Genomic DNA, 21,936 nt, shown 5'->3' with positions numbered 1-21,936 from the left:
AAATTGCCAGTTCTCTGGAGCCCGACGGATATCTGCTCATCGGATCCACAGAATCCTTGAGCAATGAAACCGCCCTTTTTGAACCCAAAAAATACCTCAATTCCATTTTTTACCAATTTAAAGGGCAATCCTGAAATCCATAAGATCTTAAAAAAAATTTCATCGCCCATACCAGGGGAACTTCCATGAGTAAAATCAGTATTGCCGAATTCATTGATGAACTCAAATTCTGCATCGCAGGCCAGGACATGGTCAAGGCCAGGGCTCTTCTGCAGTTTCTTCCGCGCATTGACCCCAAAAGCCAGATCCGCACCCTGTATGAAATCAGCAAAGGGGAAGACCGGGTTGTCCACCCAGCCCTCTGTTATATGCTGGAACTTCCCCTGGCCGACGCCATGGTCAAAAACCGGCTTTATGACCTGCTGCTCGATAAATCCTGCGCCAACCAGGACCTTCTCCTGGCCCAGCTCCAGGCCGAAACCCTGGACCGACGCCTTCCCCTGATCCGCATCGCAGGGGAACTTCAGGTTCTGGAAGCCATTCCCCTTCTTACGGATTTCCTCTCCCAGAAATCCGATCCCGACCTTCTCCGGGAAACCATCAAGGCCCTAAGCCTCATGGCCTCCCAGACCTGCATCCGGGCCATTGCGGATTTCATCTACTATGGTGACGAGGAATTAAAACAAGAAGCCATCTTTGCCCTGGCTGAAATCGGTGGCCCCACGGCCATCCACCTTCTGGCCGAAGCCATCCGGGGCAACAACCGCACAGACCAGCTTATTATCGAAGCCCTGGGAGAAATCCAGGATCAGGCGGCCCTTCAGCGCCTGACCCAGCTCCTCAACTCCCACTATGTGGACGTCCGCAACTGGACCATTGACAAACTTGTCGCCATCGGTCCCAAGGCCGTGCCTGTGGTGGTAGAGAACCTGAAGGAAGCCGATGATGACGCCCTGGTCCACACCCTCAACGTACTGGGCAATATCGGGGATAAAAGCGCCATCCCCGCCATCCAGAAAGTTCTCTATCGAAGACCGGAAAATCCCAACGTCCGCTTTGCCGCATACGAAGCCATGGAAAGGCTTCCCGCAGCCAAGGCTGCCATCAGCCTGGCCACCGGCCTTGAGGATCCTGAGGAGCAGGTCCGCCTAGCAGCGGCCAGAGCTGTGGATAAAAACCTTTCGCCCACCCTGGCCGCAGGCCTTAAAAACATGACCGCCGCCCAGGACGAAGCTGCGCGCCAGGTGGTGGCCACCCTGGTGGATGCAGGCGCAGACAGAGCCTTTGAAGCCCTCATCTCCGAGGAGGCCTTCAGCGCCATGGCCGTAACCCATCTTTCCAGCAAAGCCCACCCCGACGTGCGGGAGCATTACCTGACCCTGATGCGTAATCAGGGTTTTGACGCCCTGGCCGACAGGATCCTTGCCGCCGTTCAGCCGGAAAAAGGCGTCAAACGACTGCGGATCTTCGTGGTGGACGACTCCAAGATGATGCTGCGCATCTACAAGGGAAAACTCCACGCCATGGGACATGCTCCCGTTCTTTTCGAGTTCCCCTCCAGGGCCATCGAAGCGGCGCTGCAGGAAAAGCCCGATCTGCTCATCACCGACCTCAACATGCCGGACATCAATGGCATCCAGCTCACCCGGGAATTGCGGCGCAAATACAGGCCTCAGGATCTTCCCATTATCATGATCACCACCCAGAGCGACTTTGTGGGGCAGCATTCCGGCCACGCGGAAGCCCGCATTGACAAAGCGACCCTGGAAGAAATCGGCGTCTCCATGGTCATGCATAAGCCCTTTGCGGACGCGGATCTTGCGGACAACATCCGCAAACTCGCCTGACCGAACCCATCCCACACAAGGCATAAGGACCTGCACGCTTTTTTGCATGCAGGTCCTTATGCCTTGATTTCAAAGGGTTTTTCCCATGAAACGCGCTTTGCTCATCTTCGCCGTCCTGGGCCTTTTCGGCGGCATGGTTCTTGGCTTTTCCATCGGCCTCATGCGGGATCTGCCCCAGATTGCCCAACTCGAAGGCTACCGGCCCGCGGCCATCACCCGTATTCTCTCGAGGGATGGAGTCCTTCTTGCCGAATTTTACGCAGAACACCGCAAACCCATCCGCGCATCGGAGATACCGGATCTCCTGAAAAAAGCCCTCATCGCCACGGAAGACCGCAGTTTTTATTCCCATCACGGCGTGGATCCCAAGGGGATCCTGCGCGCCATCGTGAAAAATCTGCGCACGGGCTCCTATGCCGAAGGAGCCAGCACCCTGACCCAGCAACTGGCCAAAACCCTCTTTCTCACCCCTGAAAAGAATATCAGCCGAAAAATCCGGGAAGCCTTTCTTTCCCTGCAAATCGAGCGCCGTTATACTAAAGAGGAAATTCTCACCCTCTACCTTAACCAGATTTATCTGGGAAGCGGGGCCTATGGTGTAGAAGCCGCGTCTCTGCGGTACTTTGGAAAATCCGCCAGGGATCTTTCCCTTACCGAAGCCGCCCTCATCGCAGGTCTTCCCAAAGCACCCTCCCGTTATTCTCCCAGAAGCAGCCCGGAAAGGGCCAAAGAACGGCGTGATACGGTGCTGCGGCAGATGCATGCCACAGGTAATCTTTCCAGAGAAGCACTGGATCAGGCCCTGGCCGAACCCCTGAACCTGGTTTCCGCCCCCCCCCTATCCATTCGGCAAGCCCCCTGGTTCTTGGAGGCGGTTCGCATGGAGCTGGAAGAAATTCTGGGCCCGGACCGACTTTATCAGGAAGGCCTCACCGTACGCACCACCCTCGATAGTCGGATACAGACCCTGGCTGAGGCGGCTGTGGCCAGGCATATGCCAGAGCTGGAAGCCCGCATACAAAAACAGGGACAAAAGGCCTTTCCCCAGTGCGCCGTTTTTGCCCTGGACGTCCATACAGGCGCAGTTCTGGCTCACATCGGGGGGCGCAGCTTCAATCAGAGTCCCTTTGATCGGGCGCTTCAGGCCAAAAGACAGCCCGGCTCCGCCTTTAAACCCATCATCTTTGCCCTGGCCATTGAAAAAGGAATGGAACAGGACCAGCTCACCAGCGACACTCCCGTCATTTTTCGTCAAAGCCATGGGCGCATCTGGTCACCACGAAATTTTTCCAGAAATTTCCTCGGTGAGATTTCCCTGCGTAAAGCCCTGGCCCTGTCCCGTAACATCCCACCCATCCGCCTTACAGAAGAGATGGGAGCGGAGGCTGTGGTACATTTTGCCCATGCCCTGGGTTTTCAGAGTCCCCTTGCCCCCAACCTCTCTCTGGCCCTGGGCACCTCAGAGGTCAGCCTGGGGGAACTTACCCAGGCTTACGCGGTTTTCCCCGCAGGCGGCATACGCCACCTCCCCTGGCGGATTGAACGGGTTGAGGATGCAGGCGGGGCCCTGCTCCATACTTCTCCCAGGGCAAGCAAAGCCGTAATGAGCCCCGAGGCCGCGGCCATCATGACCGATATGCTCCAGGCCGTCATTCAGGAGGGTACAGGCCGCACCGCCGCCAGCCCGGATCGGGCCCTGGCTGGCAAAACCGGCACCACGGACAGTTTCAGGGATGGCCTTTTTGTTGGTTTTTCTCCCACCATGGTCCTGGGAGTCTGGACAGGGTGTGACGATAATACACCCCTGGGACCCATGGAAACCGGCGCACGCACCGCCCTTCCCATCTGGAAAGAAATCATGCACCAGGCAGGCCCTGCCAGCCGACCGGAATATTTCCCCCTTCCTCCTGGAACAGAAAAAAGAACCCTGGATACAGGCGAAATGGCGCTCTTCCGGAAAAATCCATGATGCCGCCCATATCTCAAGGCCTGTCTCCGCTTAGACTGGCGGCCCAGATCTTTAAAAAATCGCCCAGTCCCGCCAAAGGACTTGCCCCCCCATATAAAAAGGCGTAGAGGAAGCTTTCTTGTTCCAAACGTCATCCAAGGAGGAAAACCCATGGTCCGGCACGCCACCATCAAGGATATTCAATCCATCTACAAGCTGCTGCAATTTTTCGGAAGTCGGGGGGAGATGATTCCAAGACCTCTCAGCGGTCTTTATGATCATGTTCGGGACTTTGTGGTGTATGTATCACCCAAAACCGGCAAAGTGGCGGGATGCTGCGCCCTGCAATTCTGCTGGGAGGATCTGGCGGAAATCCGTTCTCTGGCTGTGGAGGAAAGTCTGCAGAACCAGGGAATCGGGCGGATGATGGTGGAAACCCTGGTGGCGGAAGCCCGAAGCTTTGGCATCACCCAGCTTTTCACCCTCACCTATCAGCCGGTCTTTTTTGAAAAGATGGGCTTCAAGCGCATTGAAAGGGCAGATCTGCCCCTGAAGATCTGGTCGGACTGCGTCCATTGCGTTAAATTTCCCGACTGTGATGAAATCGCCATGATGCGGGAACTCACCTACGCATAGATCAGATTCACGGGAAGGGGGGGATACAGCCAGGCCTCCACCATGGGCAGAATACGCTGGGACCCCACCGTCACCCAGTAGGGATCCGGATTGATCTCCCGGAGTTTGCCATCCTCCGGTGGCTTGGCATGCTGGGTCCGGGAATACAGAACCTGGAGCACAAAGACTGCGTTTTTTCCCTCCCGCGCCACCGCATAATGCTTGCGGAAGGTGGAGACGGACATGTGATTTTCGTCGGCCAGGGCCCGGGTTTCCTCGTCTGAAAAGCGCACCAGGGTGGCTTTGCTCACCCCGCGCTCCGACAACCGGATCAGGGAACGGGATTCACTGCTGCCCGCGTACACCGTGGAAATACAGGGCAGCCTCCGCAGGTACTGGGCCGCCACAATGGCGGCCGTACGGCGTCCCCCGGCCATCATGGGCTGGGCATAGTATTCAAAAAACTTTTTCTGCACATCCTCTGCGTATTTATCTCCCTTTTCATACAGATCCTTGGAGATGTAACGCAAGCGTCGGGCCATGTCTTCGGCGGCATCCGCAATGGGCCAGTCAATGCGAACATGGAAGTGGGAAAGGTTATATCGATCCCTTCCCCGACTCATGGGATCCCGCTGGATGAGCAGGGCATAGTCCACAGACAGAAGCTGCCGAAGCACATTCACAAATTCTGCGGATTCAATGTATTTCTGACTCCGATCAAAGGTATTGGCCAGGGAAAGGGTCTTGGTCTTCAGCAGGTTGACCTTGGTGGTTTTGTTGTCGTCAAAAAAACGGATGTATTTTTTGTGGATGGCAGGGATGGTGTCCTCCACAAAAATCACCAGAAAGGCATTCTGCGCCTCATACTCAAGACTGGGAATCCTTGCTTTGGGCTTCAGTTCCCTTCGTTCCACAAAGGGATAGGGAATTTTCCTTGCCTTGAAGTTGGCATAGGAATCCACCAGGGCGTACTGAAGAATCTCCTGATCCAGCTGGTCCCGCAGCAGTTCGTAATAAGATCTCCGAAGCCGGTTGGCCAAACTCAAATGTTCCCGATATGTCCAGAAGCCCAAGCCCTCATCCTCCCCAGAGCCGTTCTCACCCCATGATCATGCCCTTGTCTGACCTGACACCGTTCAGGCCAGGGCCTCCACCGCAGGCAGAGACTGTCCTTCCAGAAGTTTGAGGAAGGCCCCTCCGCCCGTGGAGATATATCCCATGGCCGAAGCCACCCCGGCCTTGTGAATGGCTGTATCCGTGTCGCCGCCGCCCACAATGGTGAGACCATGGCAGGCCGCCACATGCCGCGCCAGCCCCATGGTACCGCCGCTGAAAGGCTCCATTTCAAACACTCCCATGGGACCGTTCCACACCACGGTCTTGGCATTGGCCAGGGCTGCGGCATACAGCCTCACCGTTGCAGGACCGCAGTCCGCTACCATCCAACCATCAGGAATTTCCTGCACGGGCACCACAACGCCCACACTCTGGGGCGCAATCTCCTGGGTTACCACAGCATCCACGGGAAGATAAAACCGCACGCCCTTTTCCCGGGCCACAGCCATAACCTTTCTTGCCGTATCCAGCATCTCGTCTTCCACCAGGGATGCGCCCACAAAAATTCCGGAAGCCTTCAGAAAAGTGTTGGCCATGGCACCACCGATGAGTACCTTGTCCACACGATGAAGCAAGTTTTCCAAGGCTTTGAGCTTGCTCGAAATTTTGGCTCCCCCCACAATGGCCACCAGAGGCCGGGCAGGAGCCCCCATGGCGGACTCAAAATAGTGCAGCTCATCCATCAGGAGATGGCCTGCGGCCTTTTCCTTTACAAAGCCGCAAATGGCATGCACGGACGCATGTTTTCTGTGACATACGGCAAAGGCGTTATTGATGTAGATATCACAGAAATCCGCAAGTTGTTCTGCAAAGGCCGCATCATTGGCCTGTTCTTCCGGATGGAAACGCAGATTCTCCAACATGAGGATGTCACCAGGCTCCAGTTTTGCAATGGCTTCCCCGACCTTGGGGCCGATACAATCCCCGGCCATGGCAACGGGCCGCCCCAAAAGGGAGGCCAGACGCTCCGCCGCAGGCTTCAGGCTCAAGGCCTCCACCACCTGTCCCTTGGGGCGACCCAGATGGGAGGCGACAATGACGCGGGCTCCGGAATCCGCCGCAAAACGGATGCTTTCCATACCCCTTCGAATGCGGGTATCGTCTGTGATATTCCCTGCCTTGTCCATGGGCACATTGAAATCCACGCGTATGAAAACCCGTTTTCCCGCCAGCGGCAGATCCACGATCCCTTTCACAAACCCCTCCCCATTTTTATGCGTTCATTTTCCCAAATACGTTTTTTCCAGCAGGCAAGACTCCGCAATCGGACATTCCTCACCCTTGTTTTTCTTTTTTTCTGAGACTCAAGGCCTTGCGCCTGGACCATCTCCCCAAAAATCCCAGATGCCCCGAAGCATAGGCACGGTCCACTTTTTCTTCCTCTGCCTTCCATCCATCCGCCCCTTCCAGGGCCGCACGCAGACAGGCCGTTTTTTCCCCGCAGGCCAGGCAGGAATCCGGGCTTTCCCGCAGCCCTCCTTCGCCCTGGGGAAAAACCTTGTCCAGCATCCCAAAACAGGCCGGTAGCGAGGTTTCATTGCTGGAGGTCATCGTGGCCCCCATTCCCGCATAAACGCGCTTTCCGCATCCCGCACCTCCTGATGCAGGGTCCGCATCACTCCGGTTTCCGCAAAACTGTGGTGGCAGTTGTTGCCGATAATGAGATGTTCATGCACCGTGACATTCACCGGCGCCAGGGCATGAACAAGACGCCGAGTGATGGCGTAATCCTCTCTGGAGGGCTCCGCATCTCCCGAAGGGTGGTTATGCACAAGAATCACCGAGGCCGCCTGATGGGCCAAAACCGCACGCAATACTTCGCGGGGATACACCGGGCTTGCGGAAAGGCTTCCCTCAAAAAGGGTTTCCACCTCAATCAGCCGGTTCTTCACATCCAGATAAAGCACGAGAAAGGCTTCCCGGCTGCTTTCACGCAAACGATGGTAAAGATAATCCATCACAGCGCGGGGAGTTCCCAGAATCTCTTTCCCCACAATGCGCTGTTTTAAAAAACGATCCGCAGCGGCCTTCACCAGACGAATGGGAATGGCGTTGGTCTCCCCAACCCCAGGAATCTCGCAAAGCTCCCCCAAACCCGCCTCAAACACACCAGCTAAGGTTTTAAAACGCTTCAAAAGCTCCCAGGCCAGGGGCTTGCAATCCTTTCTGGGCGTTCCCAGAGTCAGCAGCAACTCCAGAACCTCATGGTCCTGAAAGCCTTCCAGCCCCGACTCCCGGAATCGTTTGCGCAGACGCTTGCGGTGCCCTTCCTGCGTGGACTTTGCATCCATAGCAGCACTCTCTCCAGTCCATCCTGAAACACCCCGGCTCCGTCCGGCATGCCTTGCCACCATCAGATCAGATCATCAAACTCCTGCTTCAGCGTCCGGTTCATGAGACGATCCACCGCATCCCGGGGTGAGCTGTTTTCATAAAGCACCCGGTAGACCTCGTTGCAGATGGGAAGTTCCACTCCAAGTTTTGCAGAAAGGTTGTACACGGAGCGGGCCGATTTCACGCCTTCGGCCACCATACGCATCTCTTTCAGAATGGCGTCCAGGGATTTTCCCTGGCCCAGAAGCTGACCTACGGTATGATTCCGGCTTAAGGAACCCGTGCAGGTCAGCATGAGATCGCCCACTCCGGAGAGTCCGGAAAAGGTGTGGGGATTGGCGCCCATGGCCACCCCCAGGCGCCGGATCTCGGCAAGTCCGCGGGTAATGAGGGCCGCCCGGGTATTGAGTCCCAGTTCCATGCCATCCACCACGCCTGCGGCTATGGCAATGACATTTTTCATGGCCCCGCCCACTTCCACGCCCATGACATCTTCTGTGGTGTACACCCGAAAAACAGGACTTGCAAAAATTTCCTGAACCTGTCGGGCAATCTCCGGATTTCTGGCTGCAACGGTCACAACCGTTGGCCGCTTTTCTCCCACCTCGCGGGCAAAGCTGGGGCCAGAGAGAACCGTCAGATGATCTTCCGGGATGTGCAGAATCTCTTCTTGTAAAATCCCGGTCATGGTTTTATGGGTCACATTTTCAATGCCCTTGGAAGCTGTTACCAGGAGGGTTTCTCTTCCGATGTCTCCAGCCGCCTTTCGGGCCGTTTCCCGCATCACGTGGGAGGGTGTTACAAACAACACCATCGCCTTATCCCGCACCGCCGCCGCCATATCCGTCGTAGCCCTGAGGTTTTCCGGCAGACGGATTCCAGGAAGATAGGTCCTGTTTTCCGCAAGCTCGGCAATCTCATTGGCCACTTCCGCTTCATAGGCCCAGAGGGTCACAGGATACCCCTTATCCGCCAGCAGCATGGCAAGGGCCGTCCCCCAGCTGCCTGCACCCAGAACCCCTATCTGAAATGCCGCTATTTCCCGATGTGCCATATATGCGTCATCCTATTCCAGATCCGTGGGTTCGCAAACCCCCGCATCCGCATCCAGATCATCTTCATCACTCCGGGCATCCTCATCCAGACGCGCCGCATCAATGAGTCTCTCGCCTTCTTCCATCTGAATGAGCCGTACACCCTGGGTGGCCCGGCCAATGACAGAAATGCTGCACGCGGACGTTCGTATCAGGCGTCCCTTGTCGGACACCAGCATCACATCATCTTTATCGTCCGTCAGCACCATGGCCACCACCTTGCCGTTGCGGCCATCGGTGCGGATGCCGATCACACCCTTGCCCCCTCTGCGCTGCAGGGGGAAGGCTTCAATATCCGTCCGTTTGCCATAGCCGTTTTCCGTGGCCGTAAAGAGGGTATTGCCCTGGCCTGTGACCTCCATCCCCACAATGTAATCCCCCTCATCCATGCGCAAGCCCCGCACGCCGCGGGATACCCGGCCCATGGGCCGCACATCGGATTCCGGAAAACGGATGGCCTTTCCTTCTGCGGATGTCAGAAACACATCCTGGCTGCCGTCCGTGATACGCGCGGCAATGAGGGCATCGCCTTCCACCAGATCAATGGCAATGATCCCCCCTGCCCTGGGCCTGGAATAGGCCATGAGATCCGTTTTTTTCACAAGGCCTTCGCGGGTGGCCATGAGAATGAAGCGATCTTCCTCAAAATCCGGAACCGCAAGGACTGTGGTCAGACGCTCCTGGGGCTCCAGATTCAGAAAGTTCACAATGGCTTTGCCCTTGCTGGTCCTGCCACCCTGGGGCAGCTCCCAGACCTTGGACCAGTACACCTTGCCAAGGTTCGTGAAAAAGAGGAAGGTGTGGTGCGTGGAGGCCACAAAAAGGCGAGTCACAAAATCCTCATCCCGTGTGGTCATGGCGGTTTTTCCCCGTCCGCCTCGCCGCTGGCTCTGATACAGCGTAATGGGATTGCGCTTGATATACCCGGTGCGGGTGAGGGTCACCACCATGTCTTCTTCGACAATGAGGTCCTCCATACCGATCTCCCGGGTAGCTTCCACAATCTCCGTGCGGCGACCGTCTCCGAACTCTTCTTTGAGGGTCACCATTTCCTGGCGGATGATATCCATGATGAGGGTCTCACTGCCGAGAATTTCCTTGAACCAGGCAATATCTTTCAAGACCGCTGCGTATTCTTCCAGAATACGATCCCGCTCAAGCCCCGTCAGCCTCTGCAAGCGCATATCCAGAATGGCCTGGGCCTGCAGGGCCGAAAGCCCGAAGCGCGCCATGAGCCCGTCTTTGGCTTCCGCAGGAGACGAGGACTTACGAATCAGGGCCACCACCTCATCAATGTGGTCCAGAGCAATCTTGAGGCCTTCAAGGATATGGGCACGGGCTTCCGCCTTTTTCAGATCAAATCGGGTGCGGCGGATGATCACTTCTTTTCTATGGCGGATAAAGTGGCTCAGAATTTCCTTTAAGGTCAGAAGTTCGGGCCGGTTGTTCACCACAGCAAGAAAAATGATGCCAAAACTGTTCTGCAGCTGGGTATGTTTGAAAAGCTGATTGGTCACCACCTCGTGCATGGCCTCTTTTTTAAGGCCAATGGCGATGCGCATGCCATCCCTGTCTGATTCATCCCGGACATAACGCACCCCTTCCAACTGCTTATCCCGCACCATCTCAGCAATCTTTTCCACAAGCCTGGCCTTGTTCACCTGGTAGGGTAACTCCCTGACCACCAGGGTTTCAGCGCCGCTTTTGGGATCGGTTTCAAGATCCATGAGGGCCCGGACCCGGATGATGCCCCGTCCCGTGCGATAGGCTTCCAGAATACCGGATTTGCCATAAATGATACCACCTGTGGGAAAATCCGGCCCTGGCAGAATCCGCAGCAGCTCCGCCACATCAATGTCCGGATCTTCTATAACAGCGATAATGGCATCCGCCACTTCCCTCAGGTTATGGGGAGGGATGTTGGTGGCCATCCCCACGGCAATGCCCGAAGAACCGTTGACCAGCAGGGCCGGAAAGCGGGAAGGCAACACCAGGGGTTCTTCCAGGGATTCATCATAGTTGGCAATGAAGTCAACGGTATCCTTGTCCAGATCCGCCAGCATCTCCTGGGCCAGACGCTGCATACGAATTTCTGTGTAACGCATGGCCGCCGGAGAGTCACCGTCAATGGAGCCGAAGTTACCCTGACCGTCCACCAGGGTATAACGCATGGAAAAATCCTGGGCCATGCGGACAATGGTGTCATACACCGCCGCGTCCCCATGGGGATGATACTTACCAATCACATCCCCCACAATGCGGGCAGATTTCTTGTAGGGACGGTTCCAGTCATTCTTGAGTTCCCGCATGGCAAAGAGCACACGCCGGTGCACGGGCTTCAGGCCGTCCCGCACATCCGGCAGGGCACGGCCGATGATCACGCTCATGGCGTACTCAAGATAGGACTGCCGCATCTCGCGTTCAATGCTGATTTCACCACGCAACTCTGTATCAATCATGGACACATCCTGTTTTCCGCCGGGATGAACCTTTTGAAAAAGACATACAAAAGAGTCTCCCTTTTTATGGATTTTTTAAATTTTCCACGTCGCCCGCCTTCCGCAGACTTCGCATTTTTTACAGGGGTAAGGACTCGCCCTTTGAAAGCGGACGTCTTCGCGGGTCTCCTTATTCCTAGGGTAAAGGCCCCGCGTGAAACGTGCTATCATACCATCCCTGAACAAAGCCTGCGACCTTTTTTCACCACATCCGCCAAAATGCTCCCTTCAAAGCCTCCCATACCCATAAAAAAAACAGGATCACACCCACCCCAAGGCGGATATGATCCTGCATTCTTCAAAATCAGAAAGTCAGCTGGCACCCTTTCGGGCCTGGCAAAAAGGATTCAGGCCTCTTAAGGTCCTGGAGCCTTTACCTGCCTTACTCAGATCAGACCTTTTCCACAATCATTGCCATACCCATACCACCGCCGATGCACATGGACACAATACCTGTACCATAGCCCTTGCGCTGCATCTGGTACATGCCCGTAACCATCTGCCGCGCACCCGTTGCGCCAATGGGATGACCAATGGAAATACCGGAGCCCAGCTCATTGGGCTTTTCATAGTCAATGCCAAGCTCAATCATGCAGCCAATGGCCTGACCCGCAAAGGCTTCATTGAGTTCGATCATATCAATGTCGCCCATCTGCATCCCCGTGCGACCCAGAAGCTTGCGGATGGCGGGGACAGGACCCAGCCCCATATAGGCAGGATCCATGGCTCCGGAGGCAAAACCCTTGATTTTCACAATGGGTTTCAGCCCCATGGCCTTGGCCTTTTCCGCGCTCATCATGAGCACAGCTGCGGCACCATCGTTGATACCGGAGGCATTGCCCGCCGTAACAGAGCCATCCTTTTTAAAGGCGGGCTTCATTTTGGCCATTTTTTCCATGGAGGTTTCCATGGGTCTTTCGTCCGTATCAATGACCGTATCTCCCTTGCGGCCCTTCAGCACCACAGGGGCAATCTCGGGCTTGAACACGCCGCTGCGGATGGCTTCCATGGCCCGGGCATGGCTGAGAACAGCCACCTTGTCCTGATCCTCGCGGGAAATGCCATATTTGGCCACAATATTTTCTGCGGTGATCCCCATGTGATACCCGTAGAAAATCTCATACAGGCCATCAAAAACCAAAAGGTCATGCACAGGCCCCACACCGGTCAGTTCCATACGGTGTCCCCAGCGGGCCTTCATCAGGGCCATGGGCGTATTGCTCATGCTTTCCTGGCCACCGGCCAGCACCACTTCTGCATCACCGGTCATGATGGCCTGGGCACCCAGGGCAATGGCCTTCAGGCCAGAACCACAGACCTTATTCACCGAGAAAGCAGGCGTTTCCTTGGAAATACCTGCGGCAATCATGGCCTGACGGGCCGGGTTCTGACCCTGACCGGCCTGGAGCACGTTCCCCATGATCACTTCATCCAGGGTAATGGGCGTCAGGCTGTCATCATAATCATAGCCTCCGGCTTCCAGCTCAATGCGCCCCTGCCCTTTGAGCTTATCCGGATAAATCGCTTCCATTTCCGCATTGGGCTGAGGCCGCAGACCTGCTTTTTTAAGCACGTCCTTCATGACCGTCGCCCCAAGCTCCTTTACGGAAACATCCTTGAGAACACCGCCAAAAGCCCCTACCGCTGTCCTGGATCCGCTGACAATGACAACTTCTTTCATGCCTTTATCCTCCTTGCGATGCCAAGTGCCCCCGCACTATAGTATACGTGGTTTTCCCCGAATTTCCTGACGCTAACCGGAGATGGGAGGAAAGTCAATACACAGATGAACAAAGTACAGCAAAACAGAACGGCGTTGCAGCTAAAATCCAAAAAAACGTTTTACAGCCGAGCTTGCGGCCTCAGGGAAGGAAAAAAGGTTTATGTGCCTCATTTTATTTGCACTGCACCATCACAGGGACTGGCCACTGGTCATTGCGGCCAACAGGGATGAATTCCACCAGAGACCCACCCAGACAGCTTCCTTCTGGGAGGATCACCCGGATATTCTCGGGGGAAAGGATCTTCAGGAAGGCGGCACATGGATGGGAATCCACACCCAGAGTCTGCGCCTTGCAGCCCTCACCAACTACAGAAATCCTTTTTTGAAAAAAGAAAACCCGCCCTCCCGGGGACACCTTGTGGCGGAATACCTCAGACAAAACACCCCAAGCGAAGCCTTTCTCCGGAATCTTCAGGAAAAGGGCCACCTGTATAATGGCTTCAACCTTATCTGCGGCAGACCGGATCGTCTTTTTTATTACAGCAACGAGAAAGCCCCACCCATCCCCATCCCCCCCGGCGTCCACGGACTTTCCAATCATCTTCTGGACACACCCTGGCCCAAGGTGAGCCTGGGATGCGCCCTCCTCCAGGAATCCCTCACCAAGGGAGCCCAGGAGGAAGACCTCATCCACCTCCTGCAGAACCGGAACAGGCCTCCGGACGCAGCCCTTCCAGATACAGGCATGGGGCTTGAGTGGGAGCGCATCCTGTCCCCCCTTTTCATTGTAAGTCCCCAGTACGGCACGCGCAGCAGTACCATTTTACGGGTTCACAGGAGCAAAGAAATTTTTTTTACGGAAGTCAGCTGGGATGCAGAAGGCAGGGAAACGGGCAGGGTTTCTTTTACATGGAAGCCTTAAACCTTTGATGCTGGCAGGCCCTTTTTCCGGGCCTCGTCCCGCAGCCTGCGCCAATGTTCCATACGCTGGGCCACGAGTTTCTCATATCCCCGATCCGAGGGATGGTAGTAAGAGTCCCCTTTCAGGTCTTCGGGAAGATACTCCTGGGGAACATAGGCATCCTTATAATCGTGGGCGTAGCGGTACTCCCGGCCATAACCAAGATTTTCCATCAGCTGCGTGGGCGCGTTGCGGATATGCAGGGGAACGGGCGGAGCGCCCGTGTCCCGGATCCGGGCCACCACAGCCTTCTGGGCCACATAAACCGCATTGCTCTTGGCCGCTGTGGCCAGATAGACCGCCGCCTGGGCCAGCGCCCCCTCCCCTTCGGGGGAACCCAGAAAACGGTAAGACTCCATGGCGGAAAGGGCCATGGCCAGAGCACCGGGATCCGCCATTCCCACATCTTCGGATGCAAAGCGCACCATGCGCCGGGCAAGGTAAAGGGGATCCTCCCCCCCTTCCAGCATACGGAAAAGCCAGTACAAGGCCGCATCCGGATCACTTCCCCGCAGACTTTTATGGAAGGCCGAGATGAGATTGAAATGGGAATCCCCAGCCTTGTCGTGCCGCAGTACCCGGTCTCCGAACGCAGCGGCCACATCCTCTTTGAGAATACGCCGGACTCCCCCTCCATCCCCTCGCCCCAGGCAGTGGAAAGCCGCCATTTCAAGGCCGGAAAGCGCCGTCCGCAGATCCCCGCCTGCTATCCCGGCCATCTGGTTCAATTCAGACTCTTCGGCCCCGATGCCAAGACGCCCCAGGCCCCGCTCCTCGGTCAAGGCCCTTTGCAGAACCCGGACACAGGCCTCTTCGGACACAGGATTCAGCACCAGCACCCGACAGCGGGACAGCAGGGCTGCAATCACCTCAAAGGAAGGATTTTCCGTCGTGGCTCCGATGAGGGTGATGAGCCCCTCTTCCACATGCTTTAAAAAGGCGTCCTGCTGGGCTTTGTTGAAACGGTGGATCTCATCCACAAAAAGGAGGGTTCCCCGACCCTGCATCCGCCGCCTGCCCCGGGCTTCCTCAATAATGGCCCGCACTTCCCTTACGCCGGAAAAAACCGCAGAAATCTGCACAAAGGCTTTACGGCTCTCCTTTGCAAGGATTCTGGCCAGAGAAGTCTTACCGCAGCCCGGCGGCCCCCAGAGGATCATGGAAAAAAGGCGATCCTCCCGGATGGCTCGTCGGAGCACAGCGCCTTCCCCGAGAAGGTGCTCCTGACCCACCAGATCTTCCAGGGTCTCAGGCCGCATTCGCTCCGCCAGAGGTTTTTCCGAATCCGACGATGCCTCAAAAAGATCGTCCATGGGCCGCCTTAACGGTTCCTGCGTTTACGCTGCCGCCTCTTTGCCTGGAGCTTGCGCACAAGCTCAGGAGAAGGCTTGGTTTTTTTCTCACTATAATCCGTTCGACCACTGCGCTCCTTGAACTCCAGACGGATGGGCGTAAGGTCAAGCCCCAAAGCCTCCCGAATCTGGTTCACCAGATAACGCCTGTAGGAAAAATGCACGGCATCGGGGTAATTGGTAACCAGAGAAAAGCGCGGTGGCGCAGTGCGGATCTGGGATGCAAAATAAAACTTAATGCGCTTGCCATTGTGCAGGGAAGGCTCCGTACGCGCCGTGGCCTCTTCAATGATGCGGTTCAGATGGCTGGTGCCGGTCTGACTGGTGTATTGGGCATACACCGCGTCCACCGTGGGAAAAATCTGGTTCACCCGCTGCCCGGTCAGGGCGGAGATGGTTAAGACAGGGGCAAAGGCCAGGAATTTGGCTTCCATGGCAATGGCCGCCTTCACACGCTTCACATCCTTTTCTTCCGCAGGCAGAAGATCCCACTTGTTGCAGATAAAAATACAACCGCAACCACGATCCGCCGCATAGCCCGCCACCCGCACATCCTGGTCTGTGATACCTTCCGAGGCGTCGAAGAGAATCAGGGCCACATCACAACGCTCCAGGGCTCTTAAAGCCTGAATCACAGAAAATTTTTCTATGCGCTCCGTCACCTTGCCCTTGCGCCGGATTCCTGCCGTATCAATAAGAAGGTAGGATTTTCCGCCAAAGCGTACAAGGGAATCCACCGCATCCCGGGTCGTGCCCGCCACCTCGCTCACCACCATACGGTCTTCCCCGAGAAGACGGTTAATAAGAGAGGATTTTCCCGCATTGGGTCGACCCACCACCGCAACCTTGATGGGCCCTTCAGGCACCTCATCGGCCAGGTTTTCTTCCATGGGAATCATGTCTTCGGTCAGAGCTTCCATGAAATCCGAAAACCCGTACCCGTGCTCCGCAGACAAGGGAAAGGGCTCTTCAATGCCCAGGGCATAAAAATCGTGGAGGGCCGTCTCATGCCGCTCGCTGTCGATCTTGTTCACCACACAGAAAAAAGTCTTACCCTTTTCCCGTAACAGATTCACAAGATCCCGGTCATAATAGGAAATGCCACTTTTGCCATCCAACACCAGCACCACATGGTCCGCGCCCTCCAAGGCCAGCAGTACCTGCTCCCGGATATGAGCGGCAAAGGCATCCGTGTCATTGGAAATAAAACCACCCGTGTCCACAAGAATAAAGGCCTTATTGTCCCAACGGGCTTCACCGAAATGACGATCCCGCGTCACCCCTGGCATGTCATCCACAATGGCGTCCCGACTGCGGGTCATGCGGTTAAAAAGGGTGGACTTTCCTACGTTGGGCCGTCCGACAAGGGCAACCACTGGTTTCATAGCATGTTTTCCTTATTTTTTGGGACATGGACTGCAAAGACCGTTTTTCTTCACGCACAAAAAAAGGGCTACCCCTATGGGTAACCCCTTTTTCTTTTTTTTGGCGTCCCCAAGGGGATTCGAACCCCTGTCGCCGGCGTGAAAGGCCGGTGTCCTGGACCGGGCTAGACGATGGGGACTTATGGGTGGTGGGTCGTGTTGGATTCGAACCAACGACTCTCTGCTTAAAAGGCAGATACTCTACCGGCTGAGTTAACGACCCGTGTGACCGTCAAAAACGAGTGCTTATCTACCCGTGATGCCGACCTGTGTCAACATAAAAAAAACATCCCCTTTATTTTTTTTACGCAGACAGAGGGCCTGCCATCCAAAAAAGCCCCAAACACCTGTTATCCAAGCTTTTATATCCACAAGCCCTTTTAAGCCCCCTTCCAGCCCTGAGGATTCCCCTCCCCTTTATCGCCCCCCTCTTTCTGAAAACCAGGTCCGAAAACCTCCCCAGAAGCATGGTTTCCGGCAAAGCGTGCGCCTCTTTTTTTCACAAACATCCACAATATCCCTCGGATTATGAGGGCAACCCAGCTGGGCTTTCGTCTTTTTACTGCCGCCAGAACTCAGGCAGCAGAAAAATAATCAGGGTATAGATTTCAAGCCGCCCCAAAAGCATGAGCCAGGCGAGCACCCATTTTCCGGAAACGGAGATCCCCGCATAATTTTCCGCAGGCCCCACCGCGCCAAAACCCGGCCCCACATTTCCCAGAGCCGAGGCTGTGGCGGTCACAGCGGTCACCACATCGGAGCCCAGGGTGGTCAGCACCAAAGCCCCCAGGGCAAAGATCCCCAGATAAAGCGCCATGAAACCAAGGATGCCATGAATAACGCCTTCAGGCACCACACGTCCTCCCAGCTTCACCTCCCGCACCCCCCTGGGATGAACAAGGGAGAACAATTCCTTGTGGCAGTATCTGGCACAGACCATGAATCGGATCAGCTTGATGCCGCCGGATGTGGATCCTGCGCAGGCACCCGTGAACATGCCGAAAAAAATCACAAGCTGGGCCGCAGGCGTCCAGAAGGTGTAGTCCGCCGTGGCAAAACCTGTGGTGGTCACAATGGAAATCACCTGAAAGGATCCATAGCGCAGGCTCTCTCCCAGGGTCTCATAGACCCTGCCCCAGAGCCCCAGGGAAACAAACAGAACAAGTCCGCCAAGGGCCAGAAGGAAGAAACGACATTCTCCGTCTCGCCAGAAGCATAAACCATCCCCCCTGAGCAGTCGAAAGTGCAGCGCAAAGTTAATCCCCGCCAACACCATAAAAAACATGATCACGCTTTCAATATAAAGGCTCTCATAATGGGCAATGGAAAGGTTTTTTGTGGAAAACCCGCCGGTGGGCATGGTGGTGAAGGTATGGCAGAGGCTGTCAAACACATCCATGCCACCGCAGAGAAGCAGCACAAACATCATAAGGGAAAAAAGCAGGTAAACCTTCCAGAGAATCCGGGCTGTTTCCTGTATCCGGGGCTTCAGTTTATCCGGCACAGGGCTGGGCACCTCCGCCTTGTAAAGCTGCATGCCCCCCACTCCGAGAAAGGGCAGGATGGCAATGGAAAACAGAATGATACCCATGCCCCCTATCCACTGAATCTGACTGCGCCAGAATAAAAGCCCCTGGGGAAGGGCCTCGATATCTTCCAGTATGGATGCTCCTGTGGTGGTAAAACCGGATACGGACTCAAAAAAAGCATCCGTGAATCCTGGCACGAACCCGGAAAAGAAAAAAGGCAGACTGCCGCAGAAAGAAACCGCCACCCAGCCTGCGGCCACAATGCTCATGCCATCCTTCTGGGAAAGCCCTTCTCCCATGGGACCACGCAGCATTCCGTACAAAACCCCGCCCCCAAGGCAGCAGAACGCCATGGAGAGCAAAAAAGCCTTTTCACCACCATCTTCATACCAATGGGACCAGGCCAGGGGAAAAAGCATGGAAAGCCCTGTGGCCACCATGAGAATCCCCACCACCTGTCCGATGATGCGCCAATTCATTTAGAAATACTCCAGCTTAACGGTCAGGGCCTTTTCCACCTTGGGCACCGTTTTTCTTTTTGCAAAAATCACCACACGATCATCCGGTGCAATGACAGAATCGCCCGAGGGAATAATGATCTCACTGCCCCGGATGATGCTGATGACAAGGGCGCCTTTGGGAAAAGCCAGATTCCGGAGGGGTTTACCCACAATATCGGAGGTGGGCAAGGCAACCGCCTCCAGCACCTCCGCCTGATCTCCCTGGATGGACAGGGTAGCCAGCACCTTCCCACGCCGGATGTGCTGGAGAATGGAGTCAATGGCCGAAAGTCTTGGGCTCACAATCTGATGGATGCCAATGGTGGGCATCAGGGGAAAGTAGGAAAACCTTGTCAGGCGGGTAATGGCCATATCCACACCCATCTTTCTCGCCAGAAGGGAAACCAGAATATTGGTCTGCTCGTCGCCGGTAAGGGTGACCACCCCATCCATACCCCGGATGTTTTCTTCAATCAGAAGGCTCTGATCCGATCCATCTCCATGAAGAATCACGGTTTTGTCCAGCAGACCGGCCAACTCCCGGCATCGCTGGGCCCTGCGCTCCACAATTTTTACCTGATACTGCTGTTTTTCAAGGGAAGCCGCCAGACGAAGCCCCAGACGCCCCCCTCCCACAATGAGAATCCGACGTGCGGGTTTTCGGATTTTTCCAAAGGCGGAAAGCACATCCAGAAGCCGGTTTTTTTCACTGACCAGATAGATCAGATCTCCGGACTGCAGACAGTCCGCACCCGTGGGGATAATGAGTTTTTCATCCCGCAGCACCGCAGCCACCAGGGTTCTTGCCCCGCCCAGATGCCTGGGCAGATCCGGAAGCATGACCCCATCCATGGGAGAACCCGCATCCAGTCGAAGCCCCACAAACTGCACCAACCCGCCCACAAGTTCTCCGGTCTCAACGGCTCCCGGAACACGAATCAGGCGTTCGATGGTGCGCGCTGCTTCAATTTCCGGGTTAATCACACTCTCTATATGGGGGGCGTTTTCCCGTAAAAGGGGGTGGCAGGCATCAAAATCCCCATTCCGGATACGCACCAGCTTTCGGGTGTTGGGCGCCAACATGTCCGTCACAAGGCAGGCCACCAGGTTCACCTCATCGGAGTCCGTTACCGCCAGCAGAATCTCCGCTTCCCGGATACCCGCCTCTTCCAGAACCACGGGCGAGCCGCCCTGGCCCTGCACCACCTGAACATCCAGGGTGTCCGATACCCGCCGCAGGGCCGCAGGGTCTTTGTCCACCACCACCACGTCCTTATTTTCCATGGCCAGTCGCCGGGCCACATGATAGCCCACCTCCCCCGCCCCCACGATGACGATTTTCACAAAGGCTTCCTTTCACAAGGCTTTCGGTTCGCCGTTCGCCCTGAATCCAAACATCTACACCCTCATCTTTTAAAAGCGTGCCACACACCGCGCCAAAAAAGGCATCCTGGAATGCATACGGCCGGAACCTTCGCAGGCCAGGAGCCATGAAAAAGTCCTTGTCCGGCGCTGTTTTTTCATGCACCCTGAAGGCCCAGAATAAAGCCAGCAACAATCCCCAGCAAAGAGGATATGCCATGAGCTTCCCGCCATCCCCCATCCCCTATGGAAAACAGGACATTTCCCAGGAAGATATACAGGCTGTGGTGGATGTTCTCAAATCCGATTTTCTCACCCAGGGCCCTAAAATCCCTGATTTCGAGGCAAAGGTCGCTGGTTTTTGTGGCACAGCCCATGCCGTTGCCGTAAACAGCGCCACATCCGCCCTTCACCTCGCCTGCCTGGCCCTGGATCTTGGACCGGGAGACAGCCTCTGGACCAGCCCCATCACCTTTGTGGCCTCTGCCAACTGTGGGCTTTACTGCGGCGCAGACATTGACTTTGTGGACATTGATCCCCAAACCCTCAATCTCTCTCCCCAGGCCCTGGAAAAAAAGCTCAAGGAAGCCCAGAAAAAAGGAAAAACACCCAAAGTTGTTGTTCCTGTACATCTCAGCGGTCAGCCCTGCGACATGGAATCCATTCACAGGCTGTCCCGGCAATACGGTTTTTCCATCATCGAAGATGCCTCCCACGCCATCGGCGCATCCTATAAAAATGCACCTGTGGGAAACTGCCGATACAGCGACATCACCATTTTCAGTTTTCACCCCGTTAAAATTATCACCACAGCGGAAGGAGGCATGGCCCTTACCCAGGAAAAAAGGCTGGCTGAAAAAATGGCCCTCCTCCGCAGTCATGGTATCACGCGGGAGGCAAGCCGCATGACCCATGCTTCCCATGGCTTATGGTACTATCAGCAGATTGCCCTGGGTTTCAATTACCGCATGACAGAACTTCAGGCCGCCCTGGGAATCCGTCAGATGGAAAGGCTGCAAGATTTTGTGGCAAGACGTCGCTTTCTCCGTCAACGCTATGACACGCTGTTAAAAGACCTCCCCCTTACCCTGCCCTTCCAGCATCCGGACGCCCAATCCGCATGGCACCTTTATATTATACGGCTCCATATCCATGAAATCCGCAAAAGCCAACAAGCTGTCTTTGAGGCTTTAAGAAAAGAAGGCATTGGGGTAAATCTGCATTATATTCCCGTCCATACCCAACCCTACTATCGCAACCTGGGTTTCCATGAAGGCCAGTTTCCTCAGGCTGAAACCTATTACAGGGAAGCCATGAGCCTGCCCCTTTTTCCAGGGCTCAGGGAAGAAGAACAAGACCGCGTGGTGAACCTGCTGGCCCAGATTCTGACATCATAAGAATAGAAAAACCCAGACATGCTGGGATGAAAAAACCAACGACAGGACGAAGGCCCTGGCCAGCCACGGCATCGACATATGGGGATGCTGAAAAAGCCCGTATAAAAAGAAGGATAGTCCCATGAAAAAGCTGCCCATCGGTATTCAGAGTTTTGCCAAAATCCGGGAAAATCCCGGAGAATACTATTATGTGGACAAAACGCCCTTTGTGGAAAAACTCCTTCTGCAGGGGGGAG

General features: G+C 55.5%; 17 protein-coding genes and 2 tRNA genes. 6 read left to right on the top strand and 13 right to left on the bottom strand.

Annotation, left to right across the window (positions count from 1 at the left end):
• Positions 1 to 185: 185 nt before the first annotated feature.
• From RBR60_RS14175 to RBR60_RS14165, 3 genes are all read left to right on the top strand, one after another.
• On the top strand, positions 186 to 1,847 hold the full coding sequence (locus RBR60_RS14175; RefSeq protein WP_320357931.1) for a HEAT repeat domain-containing protein: 1,662 nt from the start codon (positions 186 to 188) through the stop codon (positions 1,845 to 1,847).
• A gap of 85 nt (positions 1,848 to 1,932) precedes the next feature.
• Positions 1,933 to 3,816, top strand: coding sequence for a PBP1A family penicillin-binding protein (locus tag RBR60_RS14170; protein WP_320357929.1), 1,884 nt, complete (start codon positions 1,933 to 1,935; stop codon positions 3,814 to 3,816).
• Positions 3,817 to 3,966: 150 nt separating this feature from the next.
• The gene (locus RBR60_RS14165; RefSeq protein WP_320357927.1) at positions 3,967 to 4,431 is read left to right on the top strand and encodes an N-acetyltransferase; all 465 of its coding nucleotides are present in this window, start codon (positions 3,967 to 3,969) and stop codon (positions 4,429 to 4,431) included.
• Here RBR60_RS14165 and RBR60_RS14160 read toward each other — a convergent pair.
• From RBR60_RS14160 to RBR60_RS14130, 7 genes are all read right to left on the bottom strand, one after another.
• Positions 4,422 to 5,450: a hypothetical protein gene (locus RBR60_RS14160; RefSeq protein WP_320357925.1), complete on the bottom strand. Its 1,029-nt coding sequence runs from the start codon at positions 5,448 to 5,450 to the stop codon at positions 4,422 to 4,424. The genes RBR60_RS14165 and RBR60_RS14160 overlap by 10 nt on opposite strands.
• 96 nt (positions 5,451 to 5,546) lie before the next feature.
• Entirely contained in the window at positions 5,547 to 6,722 is a 1,176-nt protein-coding gene (locus tag RBR60_RS14155; RefSeq protein ID WP_320357923.1) for a phosphoglycerate kinase, read from the bottom strand.
• Positions 6,723 to 6,801: 79 nt separating this feature from the next.
• Entirely contained in the window at positions 6,802 to 7,077 is a 276-nt protein-coding gene (locus tag RBR60_RS14150) for a hypothetical protein (protein WP_320357921.1), read from the bottom strand.
• The gene (radC, locus tag RBR60_RS14145; protein ID WP_320357919.1) at positions 7,074 to 7,817 is read right to left on the bottom strand and encodes a RadC family protein; all 744 of its coding nucleotides are present in this window, start codon (positions 7,815 to 7,817) and stop codon (positions 7,074 to 7,076) included. Before radC ends, RBR60_RS14150 begins: the two co-directional genes overlap by 4 nt.
• 62 nt (positions 7,818 to 7,879) lie before the next feature.
• Positions 7,880 to 8,914 (bottom strand): NAD(P)H-dependent glycerol-3-phosphate dehydrogenase, encoded by a 1,035-nt coding sequence (locus tag RBR60_RS14140; RefSeq protein WP_320357916.1) that lies wholly within the window; start codon positions 8,912 to 8,914, stop codon positions 7,880 to 7,882.
• Between the two features lie 12 nt (positions 8,915 to 8,926).
• A complete protein-coding gene (gene gyrA / locus RBR60_RS14135) occupies positions 8,927 to 11,413 on the bottom strand; it encodes a DNA gyrase subunit A (RefSeq protein ID WP_320357914.1) in 2,487 nt (828 codons plus the stop codon).
• Between the two features lie 430 nt (positions 11,414 to 11,843).
• Positions 11,844 to 13,133: an acetyl-CoA C-acetyltransferase gene (locus tag RBR60_RS14130; protein ID WP_320357912.1), complete on the bottom strand. Its 1,290-nt coding sequence runs from the start codon at positions 13,131 to 13,133 to the stop codon at positions 11,844 to 11,846.
• A 202-nt stretch (positions 13,134 to 13,335) separates the two neighbouring features.
• Between RBR60_RS14130 and RBR60_RS14125 the strand changes: the two genes are divergently transcribed.
• On the top strand, positions 13,336 to 14,097 hold the full coding sequence (locus RBR60_RS14125; RefSeq protein ID WP_320357909.1) for an NRDE family protein: 762 nt from the start codon (positions 13,336 to 13,338) through the stop codon (positions 14,095 to 14,097).
• On the opposite strand, the gene RBR60_RS14120 is transcribed toward RBR60_RS14125, so the two are convergent.
• The 6 genes from RBR60_RS14120 to trkA form a co-directional block, all read right to left on the bottom strand.
• Positions 14,094 to 15,449 (bottom strand): replication-associated recombination protein A, encoded by a 1,356-nt coding sequence (locus RBR60_RS14120; protein WP_320357907.1) that lies wholly within the window; start codon positions 15,447 to 15,449, stop codon positions 14,094 to 14,096. The genes RBR60_RS14125 and RBR60_RS14120 overlap by 4 nt on opposite strands.
• Before the next feature lie 8 nt (positions 15,450 to 15,457).
• A complete protein-coding gene (gene der, locus RBR60_RS14115) occupies positions 15,458 to 16,873 on the bottom strand; it encodes a ribosome biogenesis GTPase Der (RefSeq protein ID WP_320357905.1) in 1,416 nt (471 codons plus the stop codon).
• A gap of 101 nt (positions 16,874 to 16,974) precedes the next feature.
• Positions 16,975 to 17,052 (bottom strand) — tRNA-Glu (locus RBR60_RS14110).
• A 7-nt stretch (positions 17,053 to 17,059) separates the two neighbouring features.
• A tRNA-Lys gene (locus RBR60_RS14105) sits at positions 17,060 to 17,135 on the bottom strand.
• A gap of 336 nt (positions 17,136 to 17,471) precedes the next feature.
• Entirely contained in the window at positions 17,472 to 18,920 is a 1,449-nt protein-coding gene (locus tag RBR60_RS14100; protein ID WP_320357903.1) for a TrkH family potassium uptake protein, read from the bottom strand.
• The gene (trkA, locus tag RBR60_RS14095) at positions 18,921 to 20,285 is read right to left on the bottom strand and encodes a Trk system potassium transporter TrkA (RefSeq protein ID WP_320357901.1); all 1,365 of its coding nucleotides are present in this window, start codon (positions 20,283 to 20,285) and stop codon (positions 18,921 to 18,923) included. It abuts the gene before it with no gap.
• A 146-nt stretch (positions 20,286 to 20,431) separates the two neighbouring features.
• Between trkA and pseC the strand changes: the two genes are divergently transcribed.
• Together pseC and RBR60_RS16850 are read left to right on the top strand one after the other, a co-directional pair.
• The gene (gene pseC / locus RBR60_RS14090) at positions 20,432 to 21,700 is read left to right on the top strand and encodes a UDP-4-amino-4,6-dideoxy-N-acetyl-beta-L-altrosamine transaminase (RefSeq protein WP_320357899.1); all 1,269 of its coding nucleotides are present in this window, start codon (positions 20,432 to 20,434) and stop codon (positions 21,698 to 21,700) included.
• Between the two features lie 121 nt (positions 21,701 to 21,821).
• Positions 21,822 to 21,936, top strand: a 115-nt coding sequence (locus tag RBR60_RS16850) for an AAA family ATPase (RefSeq protein WP_413815471.1), incomplete at its 3' end; no start/stop codon positions are given.

Source organism: Desulfobotulus sp. (assembly GCF_034006065.1).
GTDB lineage: Bacteria > Desulfobacterota > Desulfobacteria > Desulfobacterales > ASO4-4 > Desulfobotulus.
This window is presented reverse-complemented; position numbering and strand designations above follow the sequence as displayed.

Coding starts and splice junctions, on each gene's coding strand:
- radC (WP_320357919.1), bottom strand. CDS start 7,817: ATGGATGCAAAGTCCACGCAGGAAGGGCACCGCAAGCGTCTGCGCAAA.
- RBR60_RS14120 (WP_320357907.1), bottom strand. CDS start 15,449: ATGGACGATCTTTTTGAGGCATCGTCGGATTCGGAAAAACCTCTGGCG.
- RBR60_RS14175 (WP_320357931.1), top strand. CDS start 186: ATGAGTAAAATCAGTATTGCCGAATTCATTGATGAACTCAAATTCTGC.
- RBR60_RS14150 (WP_320357921.1), bottom strand. CDS start 7,077: ATGACCTCCAGCAATGAAACCTCGCTACCGGCCTGTTTTGGGATGCTG.
- RBR60_RS14100 (WP_320357903.1), bottom strand. CDS start 18,920: ATGAATTGGCGCATCATCGGACAGGTGGTGGGGATTCTCATGGTGGCC.
- RBR60_RS14165 (WP_320357927.1), top strand. CDS start 3,967: ATGGTCCGGCACGCCACCATCAAGGATATTCAATCCATCTACAAGCTG.
- RBR60_RS14130 (WP_320357912.1), bottom strand. CDS start 13,133: ATGAAAGAAGTTGTCATTGTCAGCGGATCCAGGACAGCGGTAGGGGCT.
- der (WP_320357905.1), bottom strand. CDS start 16,873: ATGAAACCAGTGGTTGCCCTTGTCGGACGGCCCAACGTAGGAAAGTCC.
- gyrA (WP_320357914.1), bottom strand. CDS start 11,413: ATGATTGATACAGAGTTGCGTGGTGAAATCAGCATTGAACGCGAGATG.
- RBR60_RS14125 (WP_320357909.1), top strand. CDS start 13,336: ATGTGCCTCATTTTATTTGCACTGCACCATCACAGGGACTGGCCACTG.
- RBR60_RS14140 (WP_320357916.1), bottom strand. CDS start 8,914: ATGGCACATCGGGAAATAGCGGCATTTCAGATAGGGGTTCTGGGTGCA.
- pseC (WP_320357899.1), top strand. CDS start 20,432: ATGAAAAAGTCCTTGTCCGGCGCTGTTTTTTCATGCACCCTGAAGGCC.
- RBR60_RS14170 (WP_320357929.1), top strand. CDS start 1,933: ATGAAACGCGCTTTGCTCATCTTCGCCGTCCTGGGCCTTTTCGGCGGC.